The 14,079-nt window shown below is 58.7% G+C and carries 16 protein-coding genes and 1 pseudogene; 9 read left to right on the forward strand and 8 right to left on the reverse strand.

Annotated elements, in window-relative coordinates:
* Window positions 1-3: 3 nt before the first annotated feature.
* Window positions 4-843, reverse strand: a complete 840-nt coding sequence (locus tag CGA22_RS01985) for a TIGR03915 family putative DNA repair protein (protein ID WP_041024293.1) — start codon at window positions 841-843, stop codon at window positions 4-6.
* Complete coding sequence (locus tag CGA22_RS01990) at window positions 840-2,060, reverse strand: putative DNA modification/repair radical SAM protein (RefSeq protein ID WP_041024292.1); 1,221 nt, start codon at window positions 2,058-2,060, stop codon at window positions 840-842. The genes CGA22_RS01985 and CGA22_RS01990 overlap by 4 nt, the downstream gene beginning before the upstream one ends.
* 117 nt (window positions 2,061-2,177) lie before the next feature.
* On the opposite strand from CGA22_RS01990, the gene CGA22_RS01995 reads away from it, so the two are divergent.
* From CGA22_RS01995 to CGA22_RS02010, 4 genes are all read left to right on the forward strand, one after another.
* Entirely contained in the window at window positions 2,178-2,348 is a 171-nt protein-coding gene (locus tag CGA22_RS01995; RefSeq protein WP_156996972.1) for a YhfG family protein, read from the forward strand.
* On the forward strand, window positions 2,348-2,968 hold the full coding sequence (locus CGA22_RS02000; RefSeq protein WP_041024291.1) for a putative adenosine monophosphate-protein transferase Fic: 621 nt from the start codon (window positions 2,348-2,350) through the stop codon (window positions 2,966-2,968). The genes CGA22_RS01995 and CGA22_RS02000 overlap by 1 nt, the downstream gene beginning before the upstream one ends.
* A gap of 148 nt (window positions 2,969-3,116) precedes the next feature.
* Window positions 3,117-3,659, forward strand: coding sequence for a hypothetical protein (locus tag CGA22_RS02005; protein ID WP_041024290.1), 543 nt, complete (start codon window positions 3,117-3,119; stop codon window positions 3,657-3,659).
* A 66-nt stretch (window positions 3,660-3,725) separates the two neighbouring features.
* Window positions 3,726-4,448 (forward strand): metallophosphoesterase, encoded by a 723-nt coding sequence (locus tag CGA22_RS02010; protein ID WP_041024289.1) that lies wholly within the window; start codon window positions 3,726-3,728, stop codon window positions 4,446-4,448.
* 32 nt (window positions 4,449-4,480) lie between these two features.
* Here the strand turns inward: CGA22_RS02010 and CGA22_RS27350 are convergent, their stop codons facing one another.
* Window positions 4,481-5,344 carry a methyl-accepting chemotaxis protein gene (locus CGA22_RS27350; RefSeq protein ID WP_411157113.1) on the reverse strand — a complete coding sequence of 288 codons (864 nt, stop codon included), beginning with the start codon at window positions 5,342-5,344 and terminating at the stop codon, window positions 4,481-4,483.
* Window positions 5,336-6,190, reverse strand: a pseudogene (locus CGA22_RS27355) (MCP four helix bundle domain-containing protein); the annotation flags it as partial. The gene CGA22_RS27350 and the pseudogene CGA22_RS27355, both read right to left, overlap by 9 nt.
* A gap of 412 nt (window positions 6,191-6,602) precedes the next feature.
* Between CGA22_RS27355 and CGA22_RS02020 the strand changes: the two are divergent.
* From CGA22_RS02020 to CGA22_RS02035, 4 genes are all read left to right on the forward strand, one after another.
* Complete coding sequence (locus tag CGA22_RS02020; protein ID WP_041021955.1) at window positions 6,603-7,019, forward strand: hypothetical protein; 417 nt, start codon at window positions 6,603-6,605, stop codon at window positions 7,017-7,019.
* Window positions 7,019-7,432: a hypothetical protein gene (locus CGA22_RS02025; protein WP_041021954.1), complete on the forward strand. Its 414-nt coding sequence runs from the start codon at window positions 7,019-7,021 to the stop codon at window positions 7,430-7,432. Before CGA22_RS02020 ends, CGA22_RS02025 begins: the two co-directional genes overlap by 1 nt.
* Before the next feature lie 1,307 nt (window positions 7,433-8,739).
* Entirely contained in the window at window positions 8,740-8,976 is a 237-nt protein-coding gene (locus CGA22_RS02030; protein WP_041021952.1) for a hypothetical protein, read from the forward strand.
* A gap of 279 nt (window positions 8,977-9,255) precedes the next feature.
* Window positions 9,256-9,498 (forward strand): hypothetical protein, encoded by a 243-nt coding sequence (locus tag CGA22_RS02035; protein ID WP_041021951.1) that lies wholly within the window; start codon window positions 9,256-9,258, stop codon window positions 9,496-9,498.
* Between the two features lie 79 nt (window positions 9,499-9,577).
* On the opposite strand, the gene CGA22_RS02040 is transcribed toward CGA22_RS02035, so the two are convergent.
* From CGA22_RS02040 to CGA22_RS02055, 4 genes are all read right to left on the reverse strand, one after another.
* Window positions 9,578-9,868 carry a type II toxin-antitoxin system RelE/ParE family toxin gene (locus tag CGA22_RS02040; RefSeq protein ID WP_041021950.1) on the reverse strand — a complete coding sequence of 97 codons (291 nt, stop codon included), beginning with the start codon at window positions 9,866-9,868 and terminating at the stop codon, window positions 9,578-9,580.
* Entirely contained in the window at window positions 9,831-10,094 is a 264-nt protein-coding gene (locus tag CGA22_RS02045; RefSeq protein WP_041021949.1) for a CopG family ribbon-helix-helix protein, read from the reverse strand. The genes CGA22_RS02040 and CGA22_RS02045 overlap by 38 nt, the downstream gene beginning before the upstream one ends.
* A gap of 175 nt (window positions 10,095-10,269) precedes the next feature.
* Window positions 10,270-11,295, reverse strand: a complete 1,026-nt coding sequence (locus CGA22_RS02050) for a phage portal protein (RefSeq protein ID WP_041021948.1) — start codon at window positions 11,293-11,295, stop codon at window positions 10,270-10,272.
* A complete protein-coding gene (locus CGA22_RS02055; protein WP_041021964.1) occupies window positions 11,295-13,052 on the reverse strand; it encodes a terminase ATPase subunit family protein in 1,758 nt (585 codons plus the stop codon). Before CGA22_RS02055 ends, CGA22_RS02050 begins: the two co-directional genes overlap by 1 nt.
* A 167-nt stretch (window positions 13,053-13,219) precedes the next feature.
* On the opposite strand from CGA22_RS02055, the gene CGA22_RS02060 reads away from it, so the two are divergent.
* The gene (locus tag CGA22_RS02060; RefSeq protein ID WP_041021947.1) at window positions 13,220-14,050 is read left to right on the forward strand and encodes a GPO family capsid scaffolding protein; all 831 of its coding nucleotides are present in this window, start codon (window positions 13,220-13,222) and stop codon (window positions 14,048-14,050) included.
* The last annotated feature ends 29 nt before the right edge of the window (window positions 14,051-14,079 follow it).

A 14,079-nucleotide genomic window follows, 5' to 3' on the forward strand; every position in this document is an offset into this window, starting at 1 on the left:
GCCTCAGCCATTGCCCCCCAAAACGATCCGCTTCCCGACCTTCTCTCCCACCTCCAGCGCCTGTCCATCCCGTTGCTTACCCTGCCGAGCCTGCCCAACCAGCCGGGGAATCAACTCCCCCTCCGGCAAGTGCTGCCAGAAGCGCCCGGGCATGTGCTGCCTCAGCGCCTGCGGATTGACCCTCGCCGGGTTGAAGGTGTGCCGGTAGTAAGTGCGCCATAACTCTGCGTCCGGATCTTCAGCGTGGCGCGCCCATTGCTGCCACTGCTCAGGACAATGGCGCTGATAATCCAGGGACTCACCATCGAAGCGGATGCCATCGCGAGGCGTCGCTATCAGCCAGCGTTGGCGGCCCAGCCGCTCGGCAAAATGGCCGCTCGCGCTTTCGAGGATGTCATGGGCCGGCTCGTGAAAGGCCACGAGGTCCAGTTGCAACTGCTCGGCAAGCGCCTGCGGCAAGGGTATGAAGCGCACAAACGCATGGAGGTGATGGGCCTCGCGGCTGACTTGTTTGATCCGTCGCTGCAATTCGCTGCCCAGGCGATCACCGGCGAGCATCGCCGTGCGGTCGCCATGGGCGACACGCCAGAGCACTTCGTACAACAGGCTCCAGCGTTGTTCGCCCTGGTAACGACCGGCCTGCTCAAGCTGGGTCAACAAAGCCGCCGGCACCCGCGTGGAGAACGGACCCGAACCTGACGGCAGCGGCGTCGGCATGGCCAGCAAATCGGCCATGGGGCCTTGGGTCCAGGTCACCTCAGCGGGGTCGATGCCGTGGCCGAGCAGTTTGCGGGCCTGGTCGCGCCATATCAGGAAATCATCCTGGCAATCCAGCGCAATCATCCCCACAACCCCATTTGCATGGGCCCTTGGGGCTCACGCAAGCGCGCACGCAGCAGGCCGCTGCGCATCTGAGCCTCGGCGGGCCGATAGTCGCTGGTGACGATGAACGGTCGCGCCTTTTCCAGCACGCAGCGCAACTGCACCAGATCGTCGTAGCGAACCCGTCGTTCCCGGCGCAGCGCCACCAGGCGTTGCACGCTGCGCAGGCCAATCCCCGGAATACGCGCCAGCAAGGCGGGTTCGGCACGGTTGACGTCGAGGGGGAACACTTCACGGTTCGCCAGCGCCCAGGCCAGTTTGGGGTCGATATCCAGATCCAGGTTGCCGGCGCCCCCCAGGATTTCGCCCGCCTTGTAGCCGTAGCCGCGCATGAGGAAATCAGCCTGGTACAGCCTGTGCTCGCGCAATAACGGCGGCGCCGCCAATGGCACGCTGGCGGGGCTGTCGGGAATGGGGCTGAAAGCTGAATAATAGACCCGCCGCAGGCCGTACCCCTGGTAGAGCGATTCGGCAGTCTGCAAGATCGCATGATCGTCCGTGGCATCGGCCCCGACGATCACCTGGGTGCTCTGCCCGGCCGGGGCGAAGCGAGGCGCCCGTGCTTCTCCGGCCACCGCTTGCTGGCCCTGATGGATGGTGCCCATGGCCTGGCGGATCGTGACCAGTTGCTTCTCCGGCGCCAGGCGCTTGAGACTGGCCTCGCTGGGTAACTCGATGTTCACGCTGAGGCGATCGGCCAGTCGCCCGGCCTCCTCGATCAGCAGCGGATCGGCATCGGGAATGGTCTTGAGGTGGATATAGCCCCGGAACTGATGTACCTCCCGCAACAGACGCGCCACGCGCACCAGTTGCTCCATGGTGTAGTCGGCCGACCGAATGATGCCGGAACTCAGGAACAACCCGCTGATGCAGTTGCGACGATAGAAATCCAGGGTCAGGCGCACCACCTCCTCCGGTGTGAAGCGCGCCCTCGGCACGTTGCTGGAGCGGCGGTTGACGCAATACTGGCAGTCGTAGAGGCAGAAATTGGTCAGCAGCACCTTGAGCAGCGAGACGCAGCGCCCATCAGGTGTATAACTATGACAGATGCCCATGCCGTCCGTGGCTCCCAACCCGTCACGACCGCGAGAGCTGCGCTTGGGTGCACCACTGCTGGCGCAGGAAGCGTCATATTTGGCAGCGTCGGCGAGAATGCCAAGCTTGGCGATCAGTTGCATGGGCGGGCTCTCAATACTGGTTATGCATACAGTATTTGGAGAAGCGTGGCGATGCAAGCGCCATTGGTCATCGATGGGTTATAATCCGCTCATCCACGCGATTTGAGGTTCAGCCCCATGGGCATTATCAGCCTTGAAACCAAGAAGGCCTACGCGGCCAGGACACGTCGGTCCAACTACGCGGCCAGCTTGCGCCTGGAAGGCTTCAAAGTGACCTTCTCCGATGGCGAATGCAAAATGCCGACCCGTGAAGAAGTCCTGAAGACCTTCACCAAGACCAGAACCTGATGCCCGACAAATATGGGGTCGGTGAAGACGCCTATTGCTACCCGGGCTCCACTGTCCTTCGCAACAGACTCGATATCCGTGACGAACCCACCCTGAGCGAAGCCGAACAACAACTCACGGCCATCGCGGCGGACCACGTCGAATTCAACCCTCCCCCTTATGACCTGGCCTACCTCCAGAACATCCACCGGCTGCTGTTCTCGGATTTGTACGAATGGGCCGGAGAACTGCGCACCGTCGGGATGGCCAAACAAGACACACGCTTCTGCCAGCCGCAGTTCATGGAAAAAGAAGCCGGGAAAATCTTCAGCAACATGGCCGCCGCCCATTGGTTCGAAGGGCTGTCCCGGGGGGACCTGATCGTTGCCGTGGCCGATTCCTATTCCGATATCAACGTCGTCCACCCCTTTCGCGAAGGCAATGGACGTGCCCAGCGCATTCTCTTCGAGCATCTCATCATGAATGCCGGGTTTGAAATCAGTTGGTGGGGCATCGAGAAGGACGAGTGGATCTTTGCAAACATTGCGGCTTACAACTGCACACTTGGCCCTATGGAGCAGGTGTTCGAGAAGTGTATTGGCCAGGCGATTCAAGCCATTGCAAGTGATATCGCCCCATGAATTGATCGCACTAACGATCGACTCGCTCAAATCCATGTCTCATTCGAAGCCGCATTGATGGATTTATTTCATCTTGCGGGTAGGTCAGCGATAAACTCGGCAACCATTGCATGCCTCGACGCTGCAGATCATCCTCAAGGACTCCAGTATGACTCTCTCGCCGTCACGCGCCCTCTTCTTCGTCTCCAGCCTCCTGGCCAGCACGCTGAGCTTCGCCGAAGCTGAACCGGCCGATGGCAGCCTCATCAAGGACTCGACCAAAGCCGCCGTTTCATCGTTCATCACGGCTGGGAAGAACCTGTTGGGCGGTGTGAGCGAGGGTGTACTCGATGGCCGCGAATCGGCCCAGGGCACCGATGGCGCAGCGATCATTTCCTCCGGCGAACAAATGAAAGAGCGCATTGGCGTCGAGGTGCTGAAACTGGAGCCCAGTGATGACAACCTTACAGTCACTCTCGGTTTCAAGAACAGTACCGACACGCAACTGCGCCTGATCAACCTCAGGCAGACGGGTGTCTTGCTGGCTATCGACCAGGCAGGTTATGCCAACAGCCTCAAGGCAATGGAAAACCCGGATGAAGTCACTGTTCCACCCAAGGCCGCCGTGCGGCAGAAGTTCATCTTCGATGGGCAGAACGAGCCCATCAGTTCTGTACGGGTGTGGGGCCAGGACTATCAATTGAAAAAATAATGTTATCGGGCCAGAAGAGCGAGCAAGCTGCTTCCTCTTCTCCCCTCTCCACATGAAATGCCGACGATGAACACGATCAGAACGTTCTCCCCCAATGGAAAAGGCCGGGACTTTGTCGTAGGTGATGTCCATGGACACTTCAAACTTCTGAAGTCGCTTTTGGTTAACGCCAATTTCAATGTTGAACGGGATCGTGTGTTCTCGGTTGGCGACCTGATCGATCGCGGCCCGGACTCCCTGGACGTGATGAACTGGCTCACGGAGCCCTGGTTTCACGCAGTCCGGGGCAATCATGAACAGATGCTCATCGACTGTGTGTCCGGACAGGGTGACATTGCCAGGCACACCCGGAACGGCGGAGCCTGGCTCTATGAGCTGGCAGCCACGACCCAGCACCAACTGTCCAAGGTTCTCCAGGAACTTCCGCTGATCATTGAAGTTGACCTGATAGACGGTAGAAAAATTGGCATCGTGCACGCCGAAGCGCCGTTAATACACGACGATGGCGACTGGCAGACCGCCAAAGACGCCTTGTCCGGACATTTTGGCGAAGACAGCCGCCACCGCGCCCTGCAAACAGCCTTGTATGCCCGAGGGAGAATCGAACAGCGGAATAATGACCCCATTCGGGGAATAAGCCGACTTTATGTGGGGCACACAACCGTACCGAGCATCATCCACTTGGGTAATGTCGTATACATCGATACCGGCTGTTGCTTTCACGATGGGGCATTGAGCCTTGTGGAAATCAATACGGATACCACGACCTGCTTAACAATGCGCCCATAGTTGGCATGGAAATGACGTTTCGCCCGCATCGGTCAGACCTTGAAGCTCGCCACCAGGCGATTCAACTCAATCGCCAGGTTCGCCATCTCACTGCAGGCGCCGGCGGTCTGAGTGGCACCCGCCGAGCTCTGGATCGACAGCTCGCGGATGCTGGTCAGGTTCTGATCGGCCTCGCGAGCCACCTGCGCCTGCTCTTCGGAGGCGGTGGCGATCAGCAGGTTGCGTTCATTGATACGGGTAATCGTCTCGGCGATCTGCTTGAGCGACAGATCGGCGTTCTGTGCCACCGAGATTGAACTGCTGGCCATCTGGGCACTGATGTTCATTGCGCCCACCGCCTGGGTCGAGTCGGACTGAATCGCGCTGATCATCTGTTCGATTTCCTGGGTTGACTGCTGGGTGCGATGTGCCAGGGCCCGGACTTCATCGGCCACGACGGCAAAGCCGCGACCTTGCTCGCCGGCGCGGGCGGCTTCAATGGCCGCGTTCAGCGCCAGCAGGTTGGTCTGCTCGGCAATCGCGCGAATCACCTCGACCACCTTGCTGATGTCCTGGGCCCTGCCGGACAAGGCCTTGACCTGGTCTCCAGTGCTGGCCACGTTGCCGGCCAGGCTTTCGATGGCTTTGAGGGTCTGCGCCACATTCTCGATCCCCGAGCGGGTGAACTCCATGGATTCGCGGGAAGATTGGGCGGCGGCTTCGGCATTGCGTGCGACCTCATCCACCGCGACGCTCATTTCGGTCACGGCGGTGGCAGCCTGATTGACCTCATCGTTCTGCCGCACCAATCCGCGGCTGGCATCTTCGGTCACCGCGGTCATTTCCTCAGAAGCCGATGCCAGTTGGGTGGACGAGTCGGCGATGCGGGCAATGGTTTCCCGCAGGTTGCTCTGCATCCTCGCCAGGGCCGCCAGCAGGCGGCTGGCTTCATCGCGGCCACTGATCAAGATCTCCCGGGACAGATCGCTGCCGGCGATGCGCTCGGCTACGGCCAGCGCATCATTGATGGGCGAGGTGATGCTTCGGGTCAAGACCGCAGCCAGCACCACAGTGAGTACCACAGTCATCACCAGCAGGCCAATCACCAACGTTACTCCATGGCTATAGGTCGACGCGGCATCCAGCCCTGCACGCTTGGCGCCCTCGTCGTTAAAGTCCAAGAGCTTACTCATCTTGTCCTGCAGGGTATTAGTCATCGGGCTGATGCGGGTATTGATCAGGGTAATGGCAGCAGCGTTGTCACCACTTCGCAGCAACGGCTCCAGCTCGTCCAACAGCTTGAGATACTGCTGCACATCGACGGACACCGCCTGGTAGAGCTCACGCTCTGTCGGCCCGGTAATCAAGCGCTCGTAACGGTTGAGGGCCTCCTGCAGCGTGCTGCGGTAGCCGCTCAACGAAGCGATGCGGCTTTGGCGCAGCTGTTCGTCGGTGGTCACGGTGATGCGGATGCTTTCAAGGCGCAGGCGCAAGATACCTGTCTGCATCTTGCCGGCTTCACGGGTACTCGCCATCCAGTTGGTTTCGACATCCTGCTCCGAGTCTCGCAGCTTGCCCATCTGCAACAGGGCGACAATGCCCAGGGCAAAAACCACCAGGACAATGAGCGAGAAGAAAGTGGCAGACCTCGGGGCGAGGTTCATAGTCCTGACATTCATGTTTTTTGTCTCTCTTGGAAAGGGTCGGCGTAGCGCTGCCGTTATTCCGAGATATCGACCGAGATGCCTGGTGCTGCAAGCCATCCGACAAGTGGGCTAGGGCGGTCTTTGGCAGGACATCGGCGATGGGTGCCCTTCTTCATCCGGCGGTAGAGTTTGTGCTCGTGGACGTGAGGGAGTTGGAACTGCGCGATCCTGTGGCTTCAGACCTCGCTGAGCGCTTTCCTGATAAACTGCGGCCCTCCGCCTTTCTGTCCAGATATCCGATGTCTCTATACCCAGCTCCCCCGCAGACCTTGTCCCGGCGCTTCAGCGTTGCACCCATGATGGATTGGAACTGCTAATTCTACAGGCCATGTAATACGCGCCCTGTAGCGCACGACAAACAAACCCGTACCACTTTCGTACCACCCACTCTGCCGAGCGCGAGAGCATTGATTGACTTCGCCAAGCGCGGCTTCCACCATGCGCACCTGCCGCATGGAGAGAACTATTAATGGATTCATCGCTCAAATGGCTGGTTTGGGAAGGTATGTTGCCGTTGGTCGGAACAGCACTTCTGTATTGGGCCTTACTAGGCTGCTTTAAGATTGCTCAAACCTCTTCGTTCAGCTTTAAGTGGGATGAGGCGATTGACTCTCTCGGATGGCTCTACGGTGCAGCGGTTTTAGCGATCCAGGCGGGAGTTAAGGGCTGGGGACTGGAGTCCATGGGGCCAATCCCGTGGTTCTGCTGGCTGATCGCGCTTGCGTGCTTCCTGATGCTCATCACAGCGATTTTTTCAAAGGCTGCGGATACAAACTGGGCACCTGGTTGGCCTATGAAATTGTTTGCTACAGTACTTACATGCCTTGTGCTGTACGCTGGATACAAGACCCAACAAGTCATCTGCTGCATAGCGGGAGGCGCGTAATGAGCCAGACGAAGAATACAGAGGCCGTCGAGGATCTTAAGGATCAGTTGGAGGTCTTGCTGGATGATGCTCTCGAAGCAAAAAGTTCGACCCTGACCAAAGCAGAAAAGGAAGCTCTAGTCCAAAGGGTCATGAAGCGTGAAATGCGTGGATTTGTGCGTCATCGCAATGCTCGGAAGTTGCGCGAAGCCAAGAAACTCCAGCAAGAGCGTGCTGCCAAAGTCGCCAGTTCTCTGGCGCTCAGTGTAGGGGGCTCTGCTGCAGTGGGCATGGTTGCCGCCATCGCGGCGCCCTCTCTCCCTGCTATAGCTGTAGCCGGTGCAGTTGCTGGACTTATAGGCGGAGCTTGGAGCGCATGGGTAACGAAGCACCGTAGCGATGACGAAAAGAAACCCCAAACAAAACCCCATTAGGCGGTTTGTACCAATACCCATAACGCGCCTATGTTCAATAACCCCCCACATCAAGGCCCGCTCCGGCGGGCTTTTTTGCGCCCGGTAGAAACCAGACCCCGGCAGGCCGGTCTACCATTACCGCTGCGCTGGGTCTGAGCGTACTTGCTAAAGAAAAGAGACGTGTCGTTACCCATCACCGAACGCCAGATGTACGCGCTGAGGACTCTGCAGCGTAAAGATCCAGACTTGGGCGAGTTGGCGACAGCGATTGCGCTGATCCACACGGTTGCGCCAATGTTCCCATTGCCAGCGCCTGTCGATCCAGCCCCCTTCCCCAAAACGCCAATTACGTGAAGCTGTGTGAGTGAGAGTGCGGGCGCGTGAATGTGAAGGTCGTGAGCACTGCGCAATGCAGCACGCACCTCCAAATGCGGCACGCCCTAGGCATATTTCGCGTTTTCATGTTGACCCACGGGAAAGAGGTTAGGAAGGTTAGCTTTTGGCTGAGTGCCCTTAAAGCCTTGTCTGTCATGGCTATACGGAGGATCGGCAAGGTTAGCTTTTTGGTTAGGTCTGGTTATTTCCTAACCTTTATTAGTGTTAAATATTCAATATATTAATTCCTTTAAAAACAGCATATTACGAAATACTAACCTTCTACCTAACCCAACCTAACCCAATAAAGTTAGGTCTCAAGCCCAACAAATACGGGCCTTCCAACCCGGCCACATCCCCTCAAAAAAAAACTAACCTTTTTCCCGAGGCACCTACAGAAATTCAGCCGTCAGTGCGTGCTTATAGGCGTTGCGCGAAGCATCCACCCTCGCAGGGTTCCGCAGGTTTCTGCCCTCCCCCAAACGCCAAGCAAGCGCCCAGCCTGAGCCGCCGAGAGAGGTCCGCAGGTGTGCAGAAAAAACAACCCATTTAGCCCGCAGGCGAGGTGGGGGGACGACGGCGCGCGCCAGTTGTGAGGCACGTCACTGCCCCAAAAAACGCACCATATTGCGGCGATTACAGGTCGAATTGGCCGTGTCCTCGCCACATTCAACAAGGAGCGGCACCGATGGCGGTTGAAGACATCAAGCAAGTCCGGGTGCAGGCGCTGCTGGATCAAGGCTGCGGGCGCTAGCCGTATATGCGGGCCAGGACAGCGTGAACCAATTCACGGAGTACCACTTGGATTTGCTGAGCCAGGCGCCGAAAGGCAGCGGCGTTCAGTAAGCAGTGCAGATGGACGTGCGCGGCTAAGTCCGCATACGATTGATAGCCGAAAGCCCCCGCCAGGCCATCCCGGTCAGGCGCTGTCGCAACAAGGAGTCGTCGCAATGGCTGAACAGTTTGATCCGAAACAGACCTACGCGCTTCACTACGAGGGCACCCGCCTGGGTGTCGTGCGCAAGGGGCTGTACTACGAGGGGCCCGAGGCCTGGCAGGTCGGGGAGATTCACGAGGGACGGTTTTATTACAACGGTAAAGCAGCGGGCACTGTCGAGGGCCTCATTGTGACGCGGACCGAGCCCAAGCCGACCACCGTGATGCAACTGATCGCGCTGGAGGAATAACCCACAACAACCATTGCCCGCAATGCGGCGGTCGGGATCTGCTGTTGTTCGAAGCTTTTACCGAATATCACACCGTCGAGGTGGCGGCTGGGTGCGTGGTGGATCACACCGGCTCCAGAATCCCGGCTCCGACCCGGCGCTGGTCCGGTGATTTTCAGCGGGAAAGGGGTGGACATCGCTGGCCGTTGCAGCGGTCACCCTTGGCACGACGCGACATGAGGAATTCCCCTTTAAACCTGCCTGATACGAAGACAAACACTTAAGAAAGGAACGCCTGCCATGCCGATGTTCAGCAGCCAGGAGCGCCAAAGCGCGCTCATGCATTGTCAGCAACAAATAGCGGCCGTGGCAGCGGCATCAACCAAAACTGAAGTCATCGAAAAAACCAAGTATGCCCATGGTTACCTAGCGGCGATGGCTAAGATTGAGGCCATCGACTGGGCCGCCTATGGGCAATTGGCTGCGGGCCTAAACGAATTGCACCACGAAAAACTGGGATTGCCACCGCCCGGAAAGGATTAGTCGCGTTACGAGTACGATCCTTTCGTTAAATCGAACACAAAATAATCCCGCCAAACGGCGGGACTATTTGTTTCTAGGCTCACCAGTCTTCGGGACGCTCGGCATGCTGATGCAGGATTCGATAAATTCTGATCGTGTCGGCCTTAAGCGTGTAAACCGCTCGGTAGGGATATTTCGAGATGATCAGCTCGCGGCAATCAGGAATATCCGAGGCCTTGCCCATATGAGGGAAGGTCTCCAGCATAGTCAGTGCTTCAATAATATGAAACACGACGCCTTCTGAGGCTTCAGCACCTAACAACGGCGCATAATGCTCGTAGATTCCGTCAAGATCACTTCCTGCCTTGCTGGTTAATGCGATTTTCGGCACGGGCCACCCACTTAGCCTTCACGGCATCCAAGTCGACTAGGTTGCCCGCCTCTGCATCCGCAATGCCTTCAGCTACTGCTCGAAAATGCCAAGACTCGGACTCAACATAACGTGCTAGCGCGCGCTTGAGATGGTATTGACGATCCCGATCGGTTGCTTCGGCGAGTTGATCAAGCTGATTGATCAACTCGGATTCCACACGAAAGGACAGGACTGGCGAGGCCATAATAAACGCTCCAGAATGGCTTGTATACATTGTATTCAGTTGCAATGAATAGTAGACAGTGTCCACTCAAATAATAATTATGTCAACAAAGCCGAATAGCCAGCCGAAGTGGTTCACCAAACTCCGTCCGAAGTCTACACATGAGCGCCCCAGGGCCGTGTGGCACCCGCTGGCATTAAGCCTCCCCTCCGGTTTCGTAGGACTTGAAGCGCAAAACCTCCTCCCCAAGCCAGTGATTTAACTGCGTCATCCGCGTCTGAATGGGCTCCAGTTCGTTGGCCGCGTAAATCTGCGCCGCCTCCCTGATCGACCCGAACCCACCCGCGTTTTGCGGCACAATGCCCATCAACTGCGGCGGAATGCGCAGGCTCGCCAGCACATCATCGCGGGTTTGATTCTTGATCGAATTGAATTCGTCCTTTGCCGCGACCTCGCTGACTGGAATCAGTTGAATACCGTCCTTCTTTCCCGTGGGCGAATAGACAAACAGATTCCGAAAATTCCCTGGCCCCTTGGACTCCTTCAGCGCTTTACGCAGAGCGTCGATATCGGCCTCAGTCTGCGCCGCATCCGTCATGTACAGAATGAACCCGGCGTGACTACCGTTCTCGTAATACTTGCGCCGGAACAGCGTCGCCGACTCGTTTAACAACGCCGACTGCAACGCACTGATCCATTCCGGCAGCCCATAAATCTCCTGATGCAAATCCGCCTCGCGCAGATGAAAAATGCTGCCCGGCTCAAACGCGTGCTCGTTTTTCCACCCTTGCACTTGGTAGAACTGCCCCTCCGGCCCAACCCGCATGTACTTCGCCAACGACGGCACCAGTTGCCGCGTACCGCCCAGCACCGAGCGGCGTTTCTCCAGATACGCGTTGCCCAGGCACAGAAAGTCCAACGCGAACTGTTCAAAAGCCGCCCGAGACAACATCGGATGCGGAATAAACGTCTTGCTCAACAGGTTGCGCTTGAACATCAACCCCGAATGCAAGTGCACACTCGCCCCCACCGACCGGGCCAGGCCGTTGAGCGACAACGGCGGCTCATACCACCGCCCGTTGAACCAGCACTCCAGGTAATCGAACACCTCCCTACCACCCAACACCGGCGTCGGCTCTCCGAAGCTAAACACCTGGGTACCCGCACTGGCGGCATCGATGGCGGACGGCAAAAGCTCCTGGCTGGCAAGTTGTTCGGTCATCAGTAAATCTCCATTCGCCCAGTATTGGCAGCGGTCTGCCCTTCGAGCGGTTCGTTGTGCAACGCGTGGAAGAGCGCCCAGGCCAGGTCGGCGTGGCCGGTGTTGTCGTTGCGGCCGGCGGTGTAGGTGAACTGGCGACCGCCTGCGGTGATGGTCTTGCGGATAGCCATGAGCGACTGGGCCATGTCGGTCCAGCCGGCGTCGAACTCCAGCCGGCCCTTGTGAATTACGTCGTAGGCCTTCAGCACCAGGCGGGTTTTCACCTCGGGGGAGTAGCTGAAGGTGGTCACCGCCGGGAAGAACTGGCGCACCAGCTGGGCCACGCCGCTGCCCAGGCCGGTGACGTCAATGCCGATGTAGGTCACCCAGTAGCGGTCGCACACGCCCTTGATGGCGGAGGCCTGCGCGGCGAAGTCCATACCACGGAACTGGTGGCGCTCGAGCACGCGAAACTTGCCGCCGGGCACCAGGGGTGGCGCGACCACCACCAGGCCGGAACAATCGCCCGTCTCGGCCGGGTCATAGCCGACCCACACCTGGCGGTCGCCGAACGGACGCATGGCAAACGGTTTGTAGTCCTCGGCCCACTCCACCCAGCTATCGACCATGCAGGACTGCAACACCGACAGCGGGAAGATGCTCGCGCCGTCATCGACGAACTCGCACATCAGCAGATTGGCGAACGCCTCGGGGCTGTACTCCCGGCGCAGCTCTTCGATGTCGAACAGATCGCAGCCGCCCCGCTCCGCGTCGAGGATGGTGACGATCTGGCGCCACAGCCGGTCCTCACAGAACCGTCCCTGCTGGAGCGCGCCGTGGGTCACATCAACCTTGGTGTGCTGCGCGGCGGGCTTGCCCTTGTTGAAGCGCTCGCCCGTCCAGAAGGTGTACGCCTCGTGGGCCATGCTCGACGGGGTCGAGAAATAGGTTTTCCGCCATTTCTTGTGCATCGCCATGCCCGAGGCGACCTTGTTCAACTCCTCGAACTTGAACGTCCAGAAGAACTCGTCGAAGTAGAAATTGCCGTGATAGCCCTGGGCGGTGCGGGCATTGGTGCCGAGGAAAAACAGCTCGGCGCCGTTGGGCAGCACAATTGGGTCACCAGTCAGCTCGACGCCGATAACTTCCCGGGCAAAGGCCTGGATGTAACCCCGGAACAGGTAGGCCTGGTTCTTTGATGCAGACAGGAAAATCTGGTTGCGACCAGTGTCCAGGGCGTCGATGAACGCCTCGCGGGCGAAGTAGTACGTGGCACCGATCTGCCGGCTCTTGAGGATGACGCGGGTGCGTTGGTTGCCGGCCCGATACCAGTCTTTCTGGTAATCGAAACAGCCGTCGATGAAGGCCTCGCGCAGCAGCTCGATCTGGTCTTCGCTGATGTCGTTTTTCGGGGATTTTTTCTTCGGCCCTTCGTTGCGCTTGGCGAGGTTCGGGTTGAGATCGGTTTCGGTACCGCCGCCCTGGAAGCGTTGAATGCGGGCCTGACGTTCAAGCTGTCGGTGCAGCAGGTCAATTTCCTTGAAGTCACCGCCGGTCTTGTTGTCCTTGAGGATCAACTGCACCAAGCGCGCTTCCAGGGCGCCGCCGATGCGTTCGACATTGTCGGCGCGGTCCCACTCGTCGCGGGCCTTCCAGCTGTGTAGCGTTTTTTCTTTTTCGCCCGTAGCCTCGGCAATCTCGCAGATACGCCAACCCATCCAATACAGGAACTTGGATTGGCGTCGGGGATCGATAGGCAGCAGAGTGGTCGTCGTCATGGCCGAGATGCTGCCGCCCATGACGGCGACTCAATAGCGCCGCCCCTTGTACCCTCCTCGCCTACAGTCCCGTCTCGTTGCCGCCGCTCGCGCCCGTGACGACCATGCCCCTCATTGCAACGCACTGCTCAACCCAGCAGGCGCCCCACGCACTGAGGATTCCCGGCATGAAGAAGTTTCGCAGCAACTGGTTCCGCGTCGCCGTCGAGGGCGCTACTTCGGACAAGCGCACCATCAAACGCAGCTGGCTGGAACAGGCCGCCAAGAACTTCAACCCGTCCACCTACGGCGCCCGTATCTGGCTGGAGCATTTTCGCAGCCTGTTGCCCGACAGTCCGTTCAAGGCCTACGGCGACGTGCTGGCTGTGAAAACCGAAGAGGTGGACATCAACGGCCAGAAGAAACTGGCCCTGTTCGCCCAGGTTGAGCCGACCCAAGAGCTGATCGCCATGAACAAGGCGAAACAGAAGATCTACACCTCCATCGAAATCGACGACAGCTTTGCCGACACCGGCGAGGCCTACATCGTCGGCCTGGCGGTCACCGACTCGCCCGCCAGCCTGGGCACCGACGTTCTGGCGTTCTCTGCCCAGAAACCTGACGCCAGCCCCTTCAAGGATCGCCACTACTCGGCAACATCGATGTTTACCGAGGCGGTGGAAACCGAGCTGAAGTTCGAAGAGATCGAAGAGAAGCCCAGCATCGGCGCCCAGCTGTTCAGCAAGGTGCAAGCGCTGCTGACTGGCAAGCAGGCCAAGGACGACACCGAGTTCGCCCAGATCGGCGAAGCCGTCGAAGCCATCGCCGAACACGTCAAGGATCTGCCCGACCAACTGACCGCAGAAAAGCAATTTTCGGCGGGGCTGAAAACCCGGCTCGACCAGGTCAGCACGGAACTCACAGAGCTGAAAGACAAGCTCTCCACCACCCAGGACCACAGCCAGAAAACGCGTCCGCCAGTAACCGGCGGCAATGACCTGGTCGTGACCGACTGCTGACAGTCAGCCTAACCACAGCCCCGAATAAT

Source organism: Pseudomonas sp. PSB18 (genome assembly GCF_014596565.1).
Classification (GTDB): Bacteria; Pseudomonadota; Gammaproteobacteria; order Pseudomonadales; family Pseudomonadaceae; genus Aquipseudomonas.